Raw genomic sequence first — 16,538 nt, 5'->3', positions numbered from 1 at the left:
TATTTGAATTATTATCTAGAAATATTAAAAAATACATAAAAAGACCAATCTCGTTGGCTGAGATTGGTCTTTTCTAATCGGATTTATGTATTATGTAACGAAATTAGTCTTTAGTTCTAAGGAATGATTTAAATAGAAGTACTGATATTTGATCTATATTACTTCACCTCCAAACTAACGGTACCCAAACCGTTGTCGAATTGTGCTTGCCACGTTCCTTTTGCCAGGGAATGTGGCAATATCAATGTTCCTGATGATACTTGTTGACCTTTTAGTAAGGTTTTATTTTGTGTTGCTAATTTATCGACCAGCCACTTAAGTGATCGTAGAGGATTCCCCAATACCTCTGTTGATCTGCCTGATCTTAAATTCTCCCCGTTATAAAACAATGTACAGTTGATATATCCTAATGCATCAACTGAACTGAACAAATTTGTGTCGAACTCATCCCCGTATACAACCAGTTCACCTACAGCATCGTCTGCCATTATCATGTACTTGGATAGACTAGGGAACCAATTTCTGAATCTTGAATCCGGCACTTCTAGTGCTGGAGCAATGGTCGTCTTGTTCATCAGATCTTCTAATGTATCATCTGTACTAAGATCCTCTTTAGCACGGAATACCAATTCTACTTCAACTAGTGGTTCCATCAAATCGCTGAGATGTACCAATGCTGGTGTGTGTAAGAAATGACTTGCCAATTGTGCTCCATAAAGTGGTTCGTCTGCGAAGAACATGTTCTGAGTTTCTTCACTGGTTAGTGAAACCTTATATCCCCCAAGTGGTTCATTTTTCAATTTTGTTAATTCATTCTGGACACGATAAGCTGTTTCGTCGTCGGTAGCTAGATTCGACCAATCATCTTCATTAAGTGGTTCTTGAGATTTCCAAGCATTGTACAGCGCCTGTGTTAATTCTCTTTCATTTTCGGTAAGTCTTGTTTCGTTCATTGTTCTGACTTCTTGCATAAGTGGAGCCCCTCCATCCATTTTGCGTATTTTTAACATATTAATCTGTCCCTTAATCTGTGATTCACTAATATTTGATTCCACCGAGCCCCACCACACTTCTAATCCAAAATTTAATTAACAGAAAACAAAAAGACGCCTTAAAATGAACTATTCACTAAAGGACGTCTCAGACGTGTTACCACCTCATATTCACATATGTATCACTACAAATGTCTCGGACAAACTATAAATAATTTGTCGGCACGATAATGGGTGCAACCAGAACTTTCTAGTACAAGAGTAAATTGATTTCGAAGTTCAACTGACAGGTGATAATGAAATACATTTACGTATATTGCCTTGCATCAACCGGCAATTTTCTGAAGTAGGATGTATTACAATGTCCTGATAAACGTCATTGTTCTTTTGTTAAGTTATTGATTGGTTGTAACTTTAGTTGCTTTTATTAGATATGTCAATGTTAAATTATAATGTTATTAGGTATTTTCTAATTTAATCTAGACCAATATATTGATGTAATAGTATTTTCGGAAAGTAAAAAACATTACTAGAATTTCTCTAGTAATGCTTTGTTTTGGCGTCTGTTTAAACGCTCTGTTTGAAACGCGCTTAAAACAGACACCACTTTCCGCTTACTACGAATAAGTAATGCAACACTACGTGTTACCTCACTTATCCTAGGTAATGCTCAAGTTCTCCCGTCTGTTTATGCGCTCTGTTTGAAATGCGCATAAAACAGGCACCACTTTCCGCTTACTACGAATAAGCAATGTAACACTACGTGTTACCTCACTTATCCTAGGTAATGCTCAAGTGTTCCCGTCTGTTTACACGCTCTGTTATAGTCCATCAGTCATCGACCAAGTTAATGTTCCTGAATAATTACCAGGTTTGGTATTGGCTCCCAGGTAAAGTTTCCAATCACCAACGCCAATGTAGTTAGTCAAATTCTGACTGCCACTGAATGAACTCGACTGGATCGGGGTACTTGAAGGGCTTGAGGGGATGGGCGTCCAAGTGCCGGGATCAGTGTCAGAAGATTCACGTTGTTTGATGAACATTAATCCGTCCGCAGAAGGAGATAGGGAGTCTCCATTTTCGGAATTGATCATTTGGTTCTCATCACCGGTATTGGTGAATCCAACTTGAACATAATAGTTACCAGTGGTTGGGTGATTTACAATCAATTGACCAGTCGTTGAAACATTTGTGAGTGATTTTTCTTTACCTGCAAAGTTTGTGGAACCGAAGTCGATTAATTGTGGTATTTCTGTGAATCCTGTTACATCACTGATATTGATTTGAGCTTCATTTGATTTCAGTTGATCAAACGTTATGCCTGAACTTGTTGTGACGTTGTTCATTAGAGCAGTGGTACTGATAGTTCCAGCTGAGGCTTTGGATATTTGAACTTGGATATCCATTGTCACGGTGGTACCTGCTATAACGATTGAGGCTATGCCGAAACTAATACTCGAAGGATCATCTTTATCTGGACTGCCTATAATTGAAGGGGTTCCATCGGAACCTACGATTTGGGCGCTCTTAAATGTCACCCCATCTGGAAGTGATGCTTTAAGTCGTCCACTGCTGAATTTATCAGTACTTGTATAAGGTACAGTGAACTTTATTTGATAATCCACTATATCTCCAGCAACGGCATCGGTTTGTTTGGCAAAATCAGCATCGCCTTTAGTTTCGTTTTTAACCATATTTGTAAATTCATAAATGAATGGTGATTTCTCAACTGGTATATCAATTGAAGACTTATATGTTTTATCGCCTTCACTCGTTGCAGCATTATCCAAACCTGTGAATTCACCAGTATTGGTTAAGGTCGTTGCACTAGCAATTGGATCAATAGTCGCTTCAAAAGTCACGGTATTACTTAATCCATCAGTTAGGCTGTCTGCCATTGGAATCGTTAAGGTATTGGACGATGAATCATAATTGCTGGCAGAAATACTAGCTGAGATTCCTGCACCATTAGTCATTTTGATTGAGTTTGGGTTAATAGTTAGCCCATTTGGAATTTTGTCGACTAATGTTTTGTAGGACCAATTACTATTAAAACCATAGTTTCCAACTGTCAGTTTGAATTTTAATTTGTCACCAACACGATTCTTGCCATCAGAACTAGTTTCGTTAGTATATGTCTTGTCGGTTATTGGCATTGCATAAGGTTTCTCAGTAACACCGATTATTGTGTTGTAGTGTTTTGTTTCTCCGGGGTTAATAGTGTCATAGGGCCATTTTACAGAGTATGATGTATCTCCATTATTGGATGTCAACTCGGATAAAATATCACCATATACGTGATTTTCAGATTCAGCACCAGTACCTGAGAAATTTGGTGAATTGAATCCTTTTAGCCAATCCATGGAATTACTGTTATATTGTTGGCCGGAATAGTTTGAAGGACCATCTGTGACGTTTTTACTAATCATTAGTCTATAGTCGCCATCTTGGATGAATAAACCTTTCCCTTCACCTAGATCCTTGATAGGGACACCGTCTGATCCCATCTTTGTATCTTCACCAAATAGAACACCATATGATTGGGCTTTTGACGAGACGTTCTTCAAGTACAGTTCTCTTTGTACAATTGGGGCCTTACTTGGTGAAGCACGCAAAACAACTTCCGCTTGTAAGTCGTAAGATGTCCCACGAACGAAGTTACCAATAACTTTTAGTGCCAAATTACCATTAGAATCATGACCGTAATAAAACTTCTTGTTTTCTAACTTGTTAGTTAGAAGTGAGTAACTTGCACTGGTAGCATTTGTAGTGGTTTTACCTGGAATAATCATGAAGTCTGGTGATGAAATTGAGACCATTTTTGTATCAGTAGTATTACTTTGGAAGGTTGAAGAGATATACATTCCAGATACACTTTTGAGAAAGACGTTCATCTTTGAATAGTATGAATTATTTGTACCAGCGGCTTCACTAGCTTTATTAACATCACCGTCAGGTCCGGATACGCTAGTGTTAGTACCAGTAGTCGGAATTGCCTGTCCATACTTGTTGGTGGCTAGTCCCAAAGTGTAACCCATTGATAATCCGTTACCGATAGGTAAGTATTGGATTTGATTGACACTTCCGGGATACCATTTTGGAATACCGTCGTTAATATCGTATGGACCAGTAGGATCACCAGACGCCGCCTGAGCAGTTTTCACCAATCCAAAGGATAAAATCAAACTTATAAAAAAGAAAAAAATCAGGAAGATTTTTCTGAAGTATTCTTGTTTTCTCATAATATTTAGCCCCTCGCTTAATATTTCGAATGCTTCGATTTGAAGGGATTTGGCTACTATCCCCAGCATGTTCACTGTAAGTATATTAAATATCATGCTGTATGCGGTGTCATAATTGGTAAATTTTTTTGTTGTATTTTATTAATCAATCATATTTATTTTATTAATTGCTTAATACGGGCACTATTTGTCGTTTGTAGAATTTGTTAGAATCTCAATTCAGTTATTGGCAATTTGTCTTCAAATGAAAGATAATTCTTGTTAGCATATTTGTTAGTAAAATAACTTCAATTTGAAATATGGGGTGGAACATTTGAACAATATTTTTGAACTGAACAATCTTTCTTATCAGGTTGGCGATAAGGAAATTCTCAAGGATATAACGTTGAATATTGAGCGGGGTAAGTACATTACAGTTGTAGGACCATCTGGCTCTGGTAAGAGTACTTTAATGAGGATATTAGCTTCTATGATCAGTGCTACTTCAGGGAAAGTCTTGTTTGAGGGTAAAAAAATAAGCTCTTACGAGCCAACAGAATATCGCCGAAGAGTTTCTTATGCTTTCCAGCAACCGACACTTTTTGGTAAGACAGTTAAAGACAACTTGGAGTTTCCTTATACCGTCCGTGGCAAAGAGTTCGACCGTAACCAAGTAGTTGAATTCCTGAATTATGTTAATTTGGATGAAAGTTACATCGACAAGAATGTTAATGATGTTTCTGGTGGTGAGAAGCAGCGTATTGCCTTGCTCAGAAATCTGATTTTTAAGCCAGAGGTATTGATAACTGACGAGGTTACGACTGGACTTGATGCAGAAAATAAAGAGATTGTTCATAATATTTTGAACAAATTTAATCGTGATGATGGCTTAACAATTCTGCGTGTTACTCATGATGATTCAGAGATCGAACAGGCAACTGACAAAATCACGATTAAGAATGGCGAGGTGATCTAATGTCTAATCTAACGGTTTCTAATTCAACTTTAGCTTTGGGATTTATTTTGGTAGTGATTGCTCTAGTTATCGGTTATTGGCAAAAATTACAGATTGATAAGGATATTATTATTGGAGTCGTTCGTGCCATTATTCAATTAACGATTGTTGGGTATGTTTTGAAATTCGTTATCAAAGCGAACGATATTTGGTTGACGATGGCATTCTTTGTAATTATCGTCATTAATGCATCGTGGAATGCTGGGAAACGTGGGAATGGAATTCCTAAAGCATTTCAATTTTCGTTATTAGCAATTTCAGTCGGAACAGTCGTCACGCTGGGTACGTTAGTCTTGACTGGTTCCATTCAATTCATTCCTGAACAGATAGTTCCATTCACAGGGATGATTGCCAGCAATATTATGGTTGCTATTGGATTGTGCTACCGTAATATGAAGCAATCATTCACTGACCGTCATCAACAGATTCTTGAGAAGTTGGCGTTAGGTGCTGACATAAAACTGGCATCTGAAGATATTATTCGTGAGAGTATCAAGAGCGGAATGCAGCCAACAATTGATTCGATCAAAACTTTGGGATTAGTTGCACTGCCCGGAATGATGTCTGGATTAATTATCGCTGGTGTTGATCCAGTTAAAGCTATCAAATATCAGATCATGGTAACGTTTATGTTGCTGGCATCAACTAGTATTGGTTCGTTCATTTCATGTTATTTGGCCTACAAACAGTTCTATAATGACCAGAAACAATTGAAATCTGAACTAATTTCATAACTTTGTGAAGATAGACCTACTATGTGGGTCTATTTTTTTATATAATTGAAACTAATGGGAAGTGATGCAATGTGAAGTTAGCAGTGATAGAAATAGGATCTAACTCCATCAGAACATCAGTGTATAAATCTTCAAAGCGGAATCGTTTTAAAACCTTGGATCGATGGCGCGAACCAGTCCGGTTAGGCAAATCGATTGCACAAAGTCGATTATTAACGAATGAACAAATTGAAGAAACAATTGATGTTTTAGAGAAATTTCAAGATAGAATCCAAAGATATGAAGTAGATCAAACAAGTTTGATAGCTACGGCAGCTGTTCGTATGGCAAAAAACCAAGAACAATTGATTTTTGCGGTATTAAAAGAAACAGGTCTGCAATTACACATTATCGATGAACAGGAAGAGGCCTTTTACGATTATGTTGCTGTACGCAACACGATGCGGATAAAAGATGCTCTGATCGTTGACGTCGGTGGTGGTAGTAGCGAAATCAGTCTTGCCAAGAAAGGCCGTTTGAAGCACGGATTAAGTATCCCAATTGGAGCAATCTCCATTTCGGACCTTTATTTGAAGAGTGATCCAATCAAGTCTAGCGAACTAGCCGCTGCCAAACGAGATATTAATGAACGTTTGGAAAGCTTACAGTGGATGAATTCTCAGGCCACATTCGTTGGACTAGGTGGAACTTTGCGTGCTGTCACTAGTATTTTGAATCGTGAAGGCAAGCGCAAGAAAACGTTGCACAATTCAATTGTAACAAGTGACCAGATCGACAAGTTATTTAATCGTCTGTTGCACGCGTCTAATGAAGAACGCAGTCAGATCAAGGAATTAAGCGATGGCCGTTTTGAAGTTATTCTCGGTGGAATCCTAATTATTTCTGAGATAATCAAAAAAACCCCCTCTAAGGAAATTCGTTTTTCGAATTTCGGAGTTAGAGAAGGTTATGTCTTCAATTATTTTCACAAAATGAATCAAATCGATAAAGATTAAGCACGACTTGGTAAATCGATTTTTTCGGAATCTATAATGTGGCCGTCCATTTTATGGATAAGTTCGTTCATCCAGAAGCCTTCTTGGATATCAAGAACACTGTCAAGAGCGTATACTTTTAGTACATAGGCGTGTGTGGCATCAGGTGGATATGGTCCATTATAACCAGTCTTGAGTTCTTCATCATTGTCGCCGACCAGTTTGCTTGCGGAACTGTTTTTACCTTGAGCAACTGAATCAGGAGCATTTTGACTGAAGTTCTCAGGGATTTCCAATTGTTTTGGTGAAATATTAGCGACTGTCCAGTGAATCCATTCAAATCCACAAACAGGGATGGAGTCAGGATCAGTAAATGTGAAAGCAATCGATTTGGTACTTTCAGGAACATCTGATAACTTAATTGGGAAACTGATGATGGGTTTCCCATTTTTAATATCACTAGCTGGAGCGTACTTGCCGTATTTATCAGGCAGAAGTCCATCTATCAAAGGTACAGTTATTTCCATATAAACCCATCTCCTTAAAAATATTTGTAGCGAGGTAATCATATTGGAAAAAATAGATATAAAAGATCTATCTGACAATATTGTAAATCAGATATCAAAAATTGAACAACTTACCGGCAAAACGGTTGAAGTTTACAGTGATTATGCAGATCAGGAGTATTTGACGCTTGACCAAGCTAGCCATCAAACGGATGACAAAATAATCTCAGTAACAATAACTAATAAGAAGTATAGTGATTTTGTTTTATTGCATGAGTTATATCATATCGAATTAGAGAACTCTGGAGAGCCATTGATCTCTTGTGCTGTAACAAGTGGTAATGATGATGTAGATGGTCGAATTCTTTCGACTGCCAATTCATTGTTTGAGAGTATTGAACATTCAATAATCGTTAAGAAGCAAGTTGAAGACGGTAGTTATACTGACGAAGTTAAAGAAGAATATTTGAAGGGTGTGGACCATGCTCTAAGACCTAATGTTCAACTAGATCCTGCCAATATGAGATTCTTCCGTTCATTGGTCATTTTTGACGGTATCGTCTTTGGTCAACATGCTAAGGACAGTAATTGGAAGTTGGAATTCCCAGTTTCATTCAAGACTGCTTCGAAGTTTGTTGAACAAGTTGAGAACAATGATTTAACTGTTCCATTCAAGTTCAGACGTGCACTCGTTAATATCTTGGACGGATATAATGATTTGATTTTGTCTAACGGATATGAAAGTATGCACTATCATGAATTCTTAAATGTGACACCGATCGTTTCAGAACGCCAGTTGCGTTTGAATCTGAATCAAACTTATAACATCAAGCATTCAGCATACAAGAATCGTGCTACTAAAGATGATGCCTTTGTCTTGATTGCTATCAATGATGGTCAAAGTGTTGCTACATTGAACTTCGATTCAACTAAGGTCAATCCAGAGTTTTACAAAGCATATTACCAGAGAACACTAAAAGAAACGTTTGCTAAGAATGGAATCAAATATCAATTAAGATAGGAGAAAACTATGTCAGACGAAATTTCAGAGTTTAAGGATCTGCTTGAAAAGGCCAAATTTGTTACTTTCTTAACCGGTGCCGGCGTGTCTACACCATCCGGTATTCCCGATTATCGTTCTAAAAATGGTTTGTATAAGCGTGAAAAGTACGATTTTCCACCAGAATACATGTTGAGCCATGAGAATCTATTGAAGCATCCAGATATCTTCCATGATTTCACAGTTCATAACATGTACTTCCCAGACGCTAAGCCCAATATCATCCATGAAAAAATGGCTGAAATCAGCAATAAAAAGGGAGCTATCGTCACACAAAATGTCGATAAGTTGCATACCAAAGCTGGAGCTAAGAATGTCGTGGAATTTCACGGTAATTTGTATGATAATATTCATTGCCTAACTTGTGGTAAAGAATTTGATTACAAATATTACTTAAAGGATTATCGTCATCACGAAGATAATGGAATTATTCGTCCAGGAACGACTGTATTATATGGAGAAAATATCAATCCTGAAAATATTGAACATGCGGTTCAATACGTTCAACAGGCTGATCTATTAGTCGTAGTCGGAACAAGTTTCAAAGTTTATCCTTTTGCTGGACTGTTAAATTACGCATCACCTGATGCTAAGTTAGTAGTTATTAATAAGGAGAACATTGATCTTGATTCTGAAGGATTAGCAATCTCTGATGACGCTGTTAATGTTTTTTCTCAAATTTAAAATGATATACTTATAACAATTATTTGCGGAGGCTTAAATATATAAATGACTCAAGATAAAAAGACTTTTTACATAACTACTCCGATCTATTATCCATCGGGGAAACTTACAATTGGTAACTCATATACAACTATCGCTGCCGATACTCTTGCACGCTACAAGCGTAATGAAGGATTCGATGTATTCTTCCTAACAGGTACCGACGAGCATGGTTTGAAGATCGAACAAAAAGCCGAAGCTAAGAAGATGCAACCTCAAGAATACGTTGATATGATGGCTACAGACATCAAGAAATTGTGGAAATTACTAGAAATTTCTAATGATAAGTTCATTCGTACAACTGATGATTATCACGTTAAGGCTGTTCAAAAGATCGTTGAAAAATTGATTGCCCAAGGTGATATTTACTTAGGTGAATACACTGGCTGGTATTCAGTTGACGATGAGGAGTACTTCACAGAATCACAACTTGCTGAAGTTTACCGTGATAAAGATGGCAAGGTCATCGGCGGTAAAGCTCCATCAGGTCACGAAGTTACTCTAGTTAAAGAACCTTCATATTTCTTCAAGATGAGCAAGTACGCCGATCGTCTATTGAAGTACTACGAAGACAATCCTACATTTATCGAACCAGAAATTCGTAAGAACGAAATGATCAACAACTTCATCAAGCCAGGACTTGAAGACTTAGCTGTCTCAAGAACTAGTTTTACTTGGGGTGTTCCAGTTCCTAGTGACCCTAAGCACGTTGTCTATGTTTGGGTCGATGCTTTGTTGAACTATATCACGGCACTTGGTTACATGAGTGACGATGATTCATTGTTCAAGAAGTACTGGCCAGCTAATGTTCAATTCGTTGGTAAAGAAATTGTTCGTTTCCATACTATTTATTGGCCAATCATTCTTATGGCTCTTGGAATCGACTTGCCTAAGCAAGTCTTCGGACATGGTTGGTTGTTGATGAAGGACGGTAAGATGTCGAAGTCTAAGGGTAACGTTGTTTATCCTGAAATGCTCGTTAACCGTTACGGACTAGATTCGCTACGTTACTACTTGATGCGTGCAATGCCATTCGGTAATGACGGTGTCTTCACTCCTGAAGATTACGTTGATAAGATCAACTATGACTTGGCTAATGATCTTGGAAACTTGTTAAACAGAACAGTTTCAATGATCAATAAGTATGACGATGGCAAAGTTGTTACGGTTAAGGCTGTGACTGAATTCGACCATAACCTAGAATCTGCATATGCTGACACATTGACTGACTATCGTAACCACATGGATAAGTTCGAATTCCCAGAAGCACTTGCTAGTGTATGGGCATTCATCAGTCGTGCCAATAAATACATTGATGAAACAAAACCATGGGTTCTTGCTAAAGACGATGCTAAGAAGGAAGAATTACAATCAGTTCTTGGTCATCTAGCAGAATCATTGAGATTGATTGCTCTATTGATCAGTCCAGTTATGACACAATCACCAATTAAGATTTTTGCTCAATTGGGATTGGATTATGACAATGATAAGAGTCTTGAATTCGGCGATACAGTTGTTGGTAAGACTGTTACAAGTGATCCAGAACCTATCTTCCCAAGACTTGATGCCAAAGAAGAAGTAGAGTATATCAAGGGTAAAATGGCTGAAGAGCAAGCTAAGAATGGTAGCGGCAAGTTGAGTAAGTCTGCTCAAGCTAAGGCCAAGGCACAAAAGGACGCTGAAGACGAATATCCTAAAGAAATCAGCTTCGATGACTTCTCAAAGGTAAAGATGGTCGTTACAGAGATCCTCGATGTTAAACGTGCCGCAAATGCTGACAAGTTACTACAATTCACATTGGATGATGGTACGGGCGTTGATCGTCAAATTCTATCAAGCATGTACGAATTCTATCCTAACTTCAAAGAATTGATCGGTAAGAAAGTCGTTGCTGTTATCAACTTGAAGCCAAGAAAGATCCGTGGCGAATGGAGTAACGGTATGTTGCTTTCAACCGAAGCTGGCGATGATGTGAAGTTAGTACTTGTTGATAATTCACATAAAAATGGAGCAATCCTAGGATAATGAAAATTTTTGATACGCATACACATTTGAACGATCCAGCCTTTGCTGGTAAGACTCAAGAGTACATTGATCGTGCTGCTGAGTTCGATGTTGATGAAATGGCGATTATCGGTCAGAACGAAGAATACAATATTGAAGCAATTCGACTAGCTCAGAATTACAAGCCACTACATGCTGTAATTGGTTGGCATCCCGAATTTGCCAAAGAATACAACGAAGAACAATTGGTCAATCAAATCAAACTTCCAGAAGTTGTCGCAATTGGTGAAATCGGCTTGGATTATCATTGGGATGAGAATCCTGATCCAGAGATTCAAAAGGCCACATTGATCAAGCAACTTGATGTTGCTCAACAATACAACATGCCAGTTTCGATTCACTGCCGAGATGCCTTCGCAGATATGTACGAGATTTTGAAGAATCACGATATGTCGAAGTCAGGTATTATCATGCATAGTTTTAACGGTAATCTTGATTGGTTAAATAAGTTCTTAGATCTTGGATTGATGATCTCTTATAGTGGAGTTGTTTCATTCAAGAATGCTCCTGAAGTTCATGAATCAGCTAAGAACACACCATTAGATAGATTATTGGTTGAGACTGATGCACCTTATCTAGCACCAGAACCATATCGTGGACATCAGAATGAACCGGGATATACTCGTTTCGTTCTCGATGCAATCGCAAAATATAAGGATATAGACCCAGATATTGTCGCTCAACATACGTTTGAGAATTCACATCGTGTCTATAACATTAAATAATGAAAATAAAAGAAATAATTGTAGTGGAAGGAAAGTCTGACACTAATCGATTGAAGGATTGCTTAGGGGATGTTGATACGATTGAAACTATCGGCTCAGCTATCAATGATGAGACGATTCAACGGATCAAACTTGCCCAAGAGAAGCGTGGAGTTATTATTTTTACTGATCCAGACTTCAATGGGAATCGATTACGGACGATAATTTCCAAAGCTGTACCAAATGCAAAACAAGCATTTTTACCTCGAAACAAAGCTGTTCCTAAGAAGAGTGACGGTAGTTTGGGAATCGAACATGCCAAAGATGAAGACATAAAACAGGCGTTGGCAGCGGTGTATACGACTTCGGATTTGGTAGACGATTATAGTACTGATGATATGATCGACCTGGGATTGATCGGGGATGTTCATTCACAGAAGCGCCGTGAATTCGTAGGTTCAGAGTTGAAGCTTGGTTATACGAATGCCAAACAATTCTTGAATCGCTTGAATATGCTTCAAGTAGCACCGAAGGACTTGCTTGTTGCAGTTGAAAAATTTGATAAAGGGAGTACCCATGACACTAAATAGACTAAGTATTGCTGACCCAATTCGCACCAATGATATTCTTCGTAAGTATAAATTGCGTGCAAAGAAGAGTTTGGGACAAAATTTTTTAACGAACGAAAAAGTTCTAGATGATATTGTTGATGCAAGTAACCTACAGTCTGATGAGATTGCTATCGAGATCGGACCTGGTATCGGAGCATTGACTGAGAAGTTATCTCAAGTAGCTGAGAAAGTTTATGCATTCGAAATCGACTCAACACTTATTCCAGTATTGGAAGATACATTGAGTTATTACGATAATATCGAAGTATTCAATAAGGATATTTTGGATGTTGACCTTGATGAATTCGTTGAAGAACATCATCTTGAAGGCAAGACTATCAAGGTAGTTGCCAATCTTCCTTATTACATCACCACACCGATCATGCTGAATCTGATCAATAGTGATTATCCATTCCAAGCATTGGTCTTGATGATGCAAAAAGAAGTAGCCGAAAGAATCACTGCTAATCCGGGGCATCGTGAATATGGCTCACTGACAATTGCGGTTCAAACACAAATGAACGCACGAATAGATCGAATCGTTGGTAAAGAATCGTTTATCCCAAGACCAAAGGTTGACTCAGCCGTTGCCGTCTTGGAAAGATTACCAAAAGACGAGATAAATATAGAAGATCCAGAGTTCTTCAATAAGATGATACGTTCAGCCTTTGCTCAAAAGAGAAAGAGCTTGATGAATAACTTCTTGAACTGGCTTGGAAGAACTGATGAAAATCGTGAAATGATCAAGGAAGTTTTCAAAGACTGTGAAATCGCTGAAAACGCCCGTGGTGAACAGGTTTCTATTGAACAATTCAAGAAATTAGCGGTAGATTTCAAACAAAGAACTAAAAAATAATTAGTTCAAAAAATGATAATCTTCTTGCAATTTTCAGGAAATCGTGGTAATATTGCACTCCTAAGGAGTGATAATATATATGCCAACGTCATTGAAATCAATTAAGAGTCGTCTAGACTCTCACTTAGGTGAAAACCTAACGGTTGTAGCACAAGCAGGTCGTAAAAAGGTTATCCGCCGTCGTGGGACCTTAGCAGAAACATTCCATTCAGTTTTTGTTGTTGATTTAGATCAAAATGAAAATTCTTTCGAGAGAGTTTCATACAGTTATGCCGATCTATTAACAAAATCTATCGATATTACATTCGATAGTGAAGCAACAGATGAAGAAACAAGTGCCGACGAAGAAGTTGCCGACGCAGAATAATATATATTTGATACTGAAAAAGAGGATTACCGAGAGAAGGTAATCCTCTTTTTTTGCGTTCAGTTGTGTTTTAGCGTGACAGAGTTGCGGGTAATTATATAAGCTTATGGAACGTTAAATAAATCACAAAAAAGGAAGTGAATAGTATGTCAGGTAAAAAATTAGTTAAGGTTGTCGCAGGGGTTGGTGCAGGATTATTGCTTGCATCGACAGTAAGTTCACATTCAATATCACATTTAGCTAGGACACATGTTGTACATGCTGAAGAAATACCTGGATATTTATCTGAAGAATCATTGGTGCCGGATGACAATTTGAGAGCTTTGATTAAAGGAACTTTAGGAATAAAGGGTAGGGAATTAAATCGAGAAGATTTAAAAGGTTTGACAAGATTAAGTGGATCTTCTAATGGGATAAAAAGCCTAGAAGGATTAGAATTTGCTGAAAATCTAAATACGTTAAATTTGAATCGTGATGAAATAGAAGATTTATCGCCACTAGCCAATTTGACAAAGTTGAAAACCCTTGGCATTGTTTATAGCAAAATCAATGATATTTCGCCATTAAAAGGATTATCTAATCTAACCAGTTTAAACTTGGTCGGAAACAAAATAAAAGATATCACACCACTAAAAGAATTATCTAAGTTATCTACTTTGCAGTTGGGCTTTAATGAAGTAGAAGATATTTCCTCGTTGGAAGGATTATATTTGTTGGAGAAATTGGGGTTAGCTATAAACAAAATAGAAGATATGTCGCCATTAAATGAATTAGAAAATTTGACGGATTTAATCTTGATTGGAAATAAAATACAAACGATTACACCGTTGAAATTAATCCACAATCCTGCATCTGGTGTAAGGCTTAGTCTTTCTTCCAATCAAATAACAGATATCTCATTACTTGGAGGAAAAACAAATATTAGTATGCTTGACGTATATGATAACTTCATAACTGAGATGCCTTCGTTTGTAGGAAGTACAGCACTTCGAAATTTAGATCTGTCTAACAATCAAATTACAAATATATCACCATTACCTGAAAATATAGGATATGTAAATTTGTCAAATAATCAAATTGAAGATTTATCACAATTGCCAGAAAATATAGGTGTACTTTATCTGTCAGATAACAAAATTAAAGATATATCTTCATTGCCAAAAAATATATATGAGCTTAATTTATCAAATAATCAAATTAAGGATATATCAACCTTGTCTGATTACCCTAATTTATGTGATTTACATCTTTCAAATAATCAAATTATAAACTTTGATGTTTTGAATGGCTTTGATGTTCTGAATGACCCATATCTGTTTTATTCACCAGATACTCTATCCTTAGACAATCAAAATGTCGTACTTGATGACGTTAATGTGGATAAGAATAGCGATGGTTTTATTGAAATTGATTTCAGTTCTATCTTTGGGGAAGTTTATGAAGTAGACCTGGATAACGATGGATTTGATAAAGTAACACGTAAGTTGAAAGTATCAGAGAATGAAATATCAAATGGAAATCTTAATTTAAAATTCCTTATTAAATATAAGGGTAATTTTGAACAAGATATCGTTGTTAATGTTACGCAACCAGTTAATATCACGGGCACAATTCCGAAACCAAAAACTGAGATCATAACTAAGAATCAAGAAGTTGAATACGACTCAGATTGGGATAATAGAATGGGGTTTGTTAGTGCAGTTAAGGACGGGAAAAACTATGAATACGAAGAAATTGAGAAAGATGGTCCTGTAGTTGATACTAAATCTCCAGGTGATTACACTGTTAATTATTGGTTTACTGATGATTCTGATACAAAGTATCCAGCTGTGATTACCGTAAAAGAAAAGTCTCCAGATACAGATCCTGGTGATGGCGGTGACGGAGATGATGGGGACAATGGGAATACTGGAAACGGTTCTGATAATTCTTCAAATATCAAAGATATTGATGAAACTAACATCATGACTGACCAGAAATCGCTAGATATTTACAATGTTAGTGGTAATAAAACTGGTGAAAAGAAGCTAACTAAACAAACTACAGACTTTAAGACGAATAAATTGAACACTGTTGGAAAGAATGAATATTACCAAATTGGTGATAATGAATGGGTTAAGAAGGATGATGTAAAAGTCTTTTACTATAACAATTCATACGTTCAAACTCATAGAGATTCCATTAAGGAACTAACTAAGTTTAGAAACTCTGGAAAAGTTCAGAATAGAGCATTAGAAAAGATGACAGATTGGTATACAGATCGTTATGCGTATTTCCAAGGTGAATGGCACCATAGAGTTGCGACTCACGAATGGGTACATGCTGATCATGTTGTGGAATATAAAAAGATTACTGGAACTGTGCATGCCAATGAAGTTGCTCAACTTTATACTAGTAAAGGTAAAAAATCTAATCGTGCATTGAAGGATGGATATACATTTGTAACGGATAAGACTGCTACCATCAATGGCAAATTGATGTATCGTGTGGCAACTGATGAATGGGTACCGGCAGAATTAGTTACATTCGAATAGTTTTTAATATGAGAGATTGCGAAAGCAATCTCTTTTTTTGAGTTTAGTTGTGTTTAAACGTGACAGAGTTACAGGTAATTATATAAAATTATTTACAAGTGAGAGATTGCAAGTTTAATCCGAACACTTTGTTAAATATCCACGAAATGAATCAATGGCAGTATTCCAGCCTAAAAC

The 16,538-nt window shown here is 37.1% G+C and carries 14 protein-coding genes; 11 read left to right on the top strand and 3 right to left on the bottom strand.

Features of this window, described 5'->3' with window-relative positions:
- Window positions 1-158: 158 nt before the first annotated feature.
- Together EKM66_RS10455 and EKM66_RS10450 are read right to left on the bottom strand one after the other, a co-directional pair.
- On the bottom strand, window positions 159-971 hold the full coding sequence (locus EKM66_RS10455) for a 2-keto-4-pentenoate hydratase (RefSeq protein ID WP_225426596.1): 813 nt from the start codon (window positions 969-971) through the stop codon (window positions 159-161).
- An 842-nt stretch (window positions 972-1,813) separates the two neighbouring features.
- On the bottom strand, window positions 1,814-4,234 hold the full coding sequence (locus EKM66_RS10450) for a hypothetical protein (RefSeq protein WP_125764361.1): 2,421 nt from the start codon (window positions 4,232-4,234) through the stop codon (window positions 1,814-1,816).
- A gap of 304 nt (window positions 4,235-4,538) precedes the next feature.
- On the opposite strand from EKM66_RS10450, the gene EKM66_RS10445 reads away from it, so the two are divergent.
- The 3 genes from EKM66_RS10445 (at window position 4,539) to EKM66_RS10435 (ending at window position 6,957) form a co-directional block, all read left to right on the top strand.
- The gene (locus EKM66_RS10445) at window positions 4,539-5,189 is read left to right on the top strand and encodes an ABC transporter ATP-binding protein (protein WP_404811471.1); all 651 of its coding nucleotides are present in this window, start codon (window positions 4,539-4,541) and stop codon (window positions 5,187-5,189) included.
- The gene (locus tag EKM66_RS10440) at window positions 5,189-5,962 is read left to right on the top strand and encodes an ABC transporter permease (protein WP_125764356.1); all 774 of its coding nucleotides are present in this window, start codon (window positions 5,189-5,191) and stop codon (window positions 5,960-5,962) included. Before EKM66_RS10445 ends, EKM66_RS10440 begins: the two co-directional genes overlap by 1 nt.
- Before the next feature lie 71 nt (window positions 5,963-6,033).
- Window positions 6,034-6,957, top strand: a complete 924-nt coding sequence (locus EKM66_RS10435; RefSeq protein ID WP_125764354.1) for a Ppx/GppA phosphatase family protein — start codon at window positions 6,034-6,036, stop codon at window positions 6,955-6,957.
- Here the strand turns inward: EKM66_RS10435 and EKM66_RS10430 are convergent.
- A complete protein-coding gene (locus EKM66_RS10430; protein WP_125764352.1) occupies window positions 6,954-7,463 on the bottom strand; it encodes a YbhB/YbcL family Raf kinase inhibitor-like protein in 510 nt (169 codons plus the stop codon). The genes EKM66_RS10435 and EKM66_RS10430 overlap by 4 nt on opposite strands.
- A 43-nt stretch (window positions 7,464-7,506) precedes the next feature.
- Here EKM66_RS10430 and EKM66_RS10425 point away from each other — a divergent pair, with 43 nt between their 5' ends.
- The 8 genes from EKM66_RS10425 to EKM66_RS10390 all read left to right on the top strand — a co-directional run bounded on the left by EKM66_RS10425 (window position 7,507) and on the right by EKM66_RS10390 (window position 16,361).
- Window positions 7,507-8,463, top strand: a complete 957-nt coding sequence (locus EKM66_RS10425) for a hypothetical protein (protein ID WP_125764350.1) — start codon at window positions 7,507-7,509, stop codon at window positions 8,461-8,463.
- A gap of 21 nt (window positions 8,464-8,484) precedes the next feature.
- Window positions 8,485-9,186, top strand: coding sequence for an NAD-dependent protein deacylase (locus EKM66_RS10420; protein ID WP_404811470.1), 702 nt, complete (start codon window positions 8,485-8,487; stop codon window positions 9,184-9,186).
- A gap of 45 nt (window positions 9,187-9,231) precedes the next feature.
- Window positions 9,232-11,250: a methionine--tRNA ligase gene (gene metG / locus EKM66_RS10415; RefSeq protein ID WP_125764346.1), complete on the top strand. Its 2,019-nt coding sequence runs from the start codon at window positions 9,232-9,234 to the stop codon at window positions 11,248-11,250.
- Window positions 11,250-12,014: a TatD family hydrolase gene (locus tag EKM66_RS10410; protein ID WP_125764344.1), complete on the top strand. Its 765-nt coding sequence runs from the start codon at window positions 11,250-11,252 to the stop codon at window positions 12,012-12,014. The genes metG and EKM66_RS10410 overlap by 1 nt, the downstream gene beginning before the upstream one ends.
- Window positions 12,014-12,583 carry a ribonuclease M5 gene (gene rnmV / locus EKM66_RS10405; protein ID WP_125764342.1) on the top strand — a complete coding sequence of 190 codons (570 nt, stop codon included), beginning with the start codon at window positions 12,014-12,016 and terminating at the stop codon, window positions 12,581-12,583. The genes EKM66_RS10410 and rnmV overlap by 1 nt, the downstream gene beginning before the upstream one ends.
- Window positions 12,570-13,460, top strand: coding sequence for a 16S rRNA (adenine(1518)-N(6)/adenine(1519)-N(6))-dimethyltransferase RsmA (gene rsmA / locus EKM66_RS10400; protein WP_125764340.1), 891 nt, complete (start codon window positions 12,570-12,572; stop codon window positions 13,458-13,460). The genes rnmV and rsmA overlap by 14 nt, the downstream gene beginning before the upstream one ends.
- A gap of 79 nt (window positions 13,461-13,539) precedes the next feature.
- Window positions 13,540-13,827: a Veg family protein gene (locus EKM66_RS10395; protein WP_125764338.1), complete on the top strand. Its 288-nt coding sequence runs from the start codon at window positions 13,540-13,542 to the stop codon at window positions 13,825-13,827.
- A gap of 146 nt (window positions 13,828-13,973) precedes the next feature.
- Window positions 13,974-16,361, top strand: a complete 2,388-nt coding sequence (locus EKM66_RS10390) for a leucine-rich repeat domain-containing protein (RefSeq protein WP_125764336.1) — start codon at window positions 13,974-13,976, stop codon at window positions 16,359-16,361.
- Window positions 16,362-16,538 lie beyond the last annotated feature (177 nt).

Source organism: Companilactobacillus hulinensis, from assembly GCF_003946555.1.
Taxonomy (GTDB): Bacteria; Bacillota; Bacilli; order Lactobacillales; family Lactobacillaceae; genus Companilactobacillus; species Companilactobacillus hulinensis.
The sequence above is the reverse complement of the archived record's forward strand: the minus strand, read 5'-3'. Positions and strand labels throughout refer to the sequence as shown.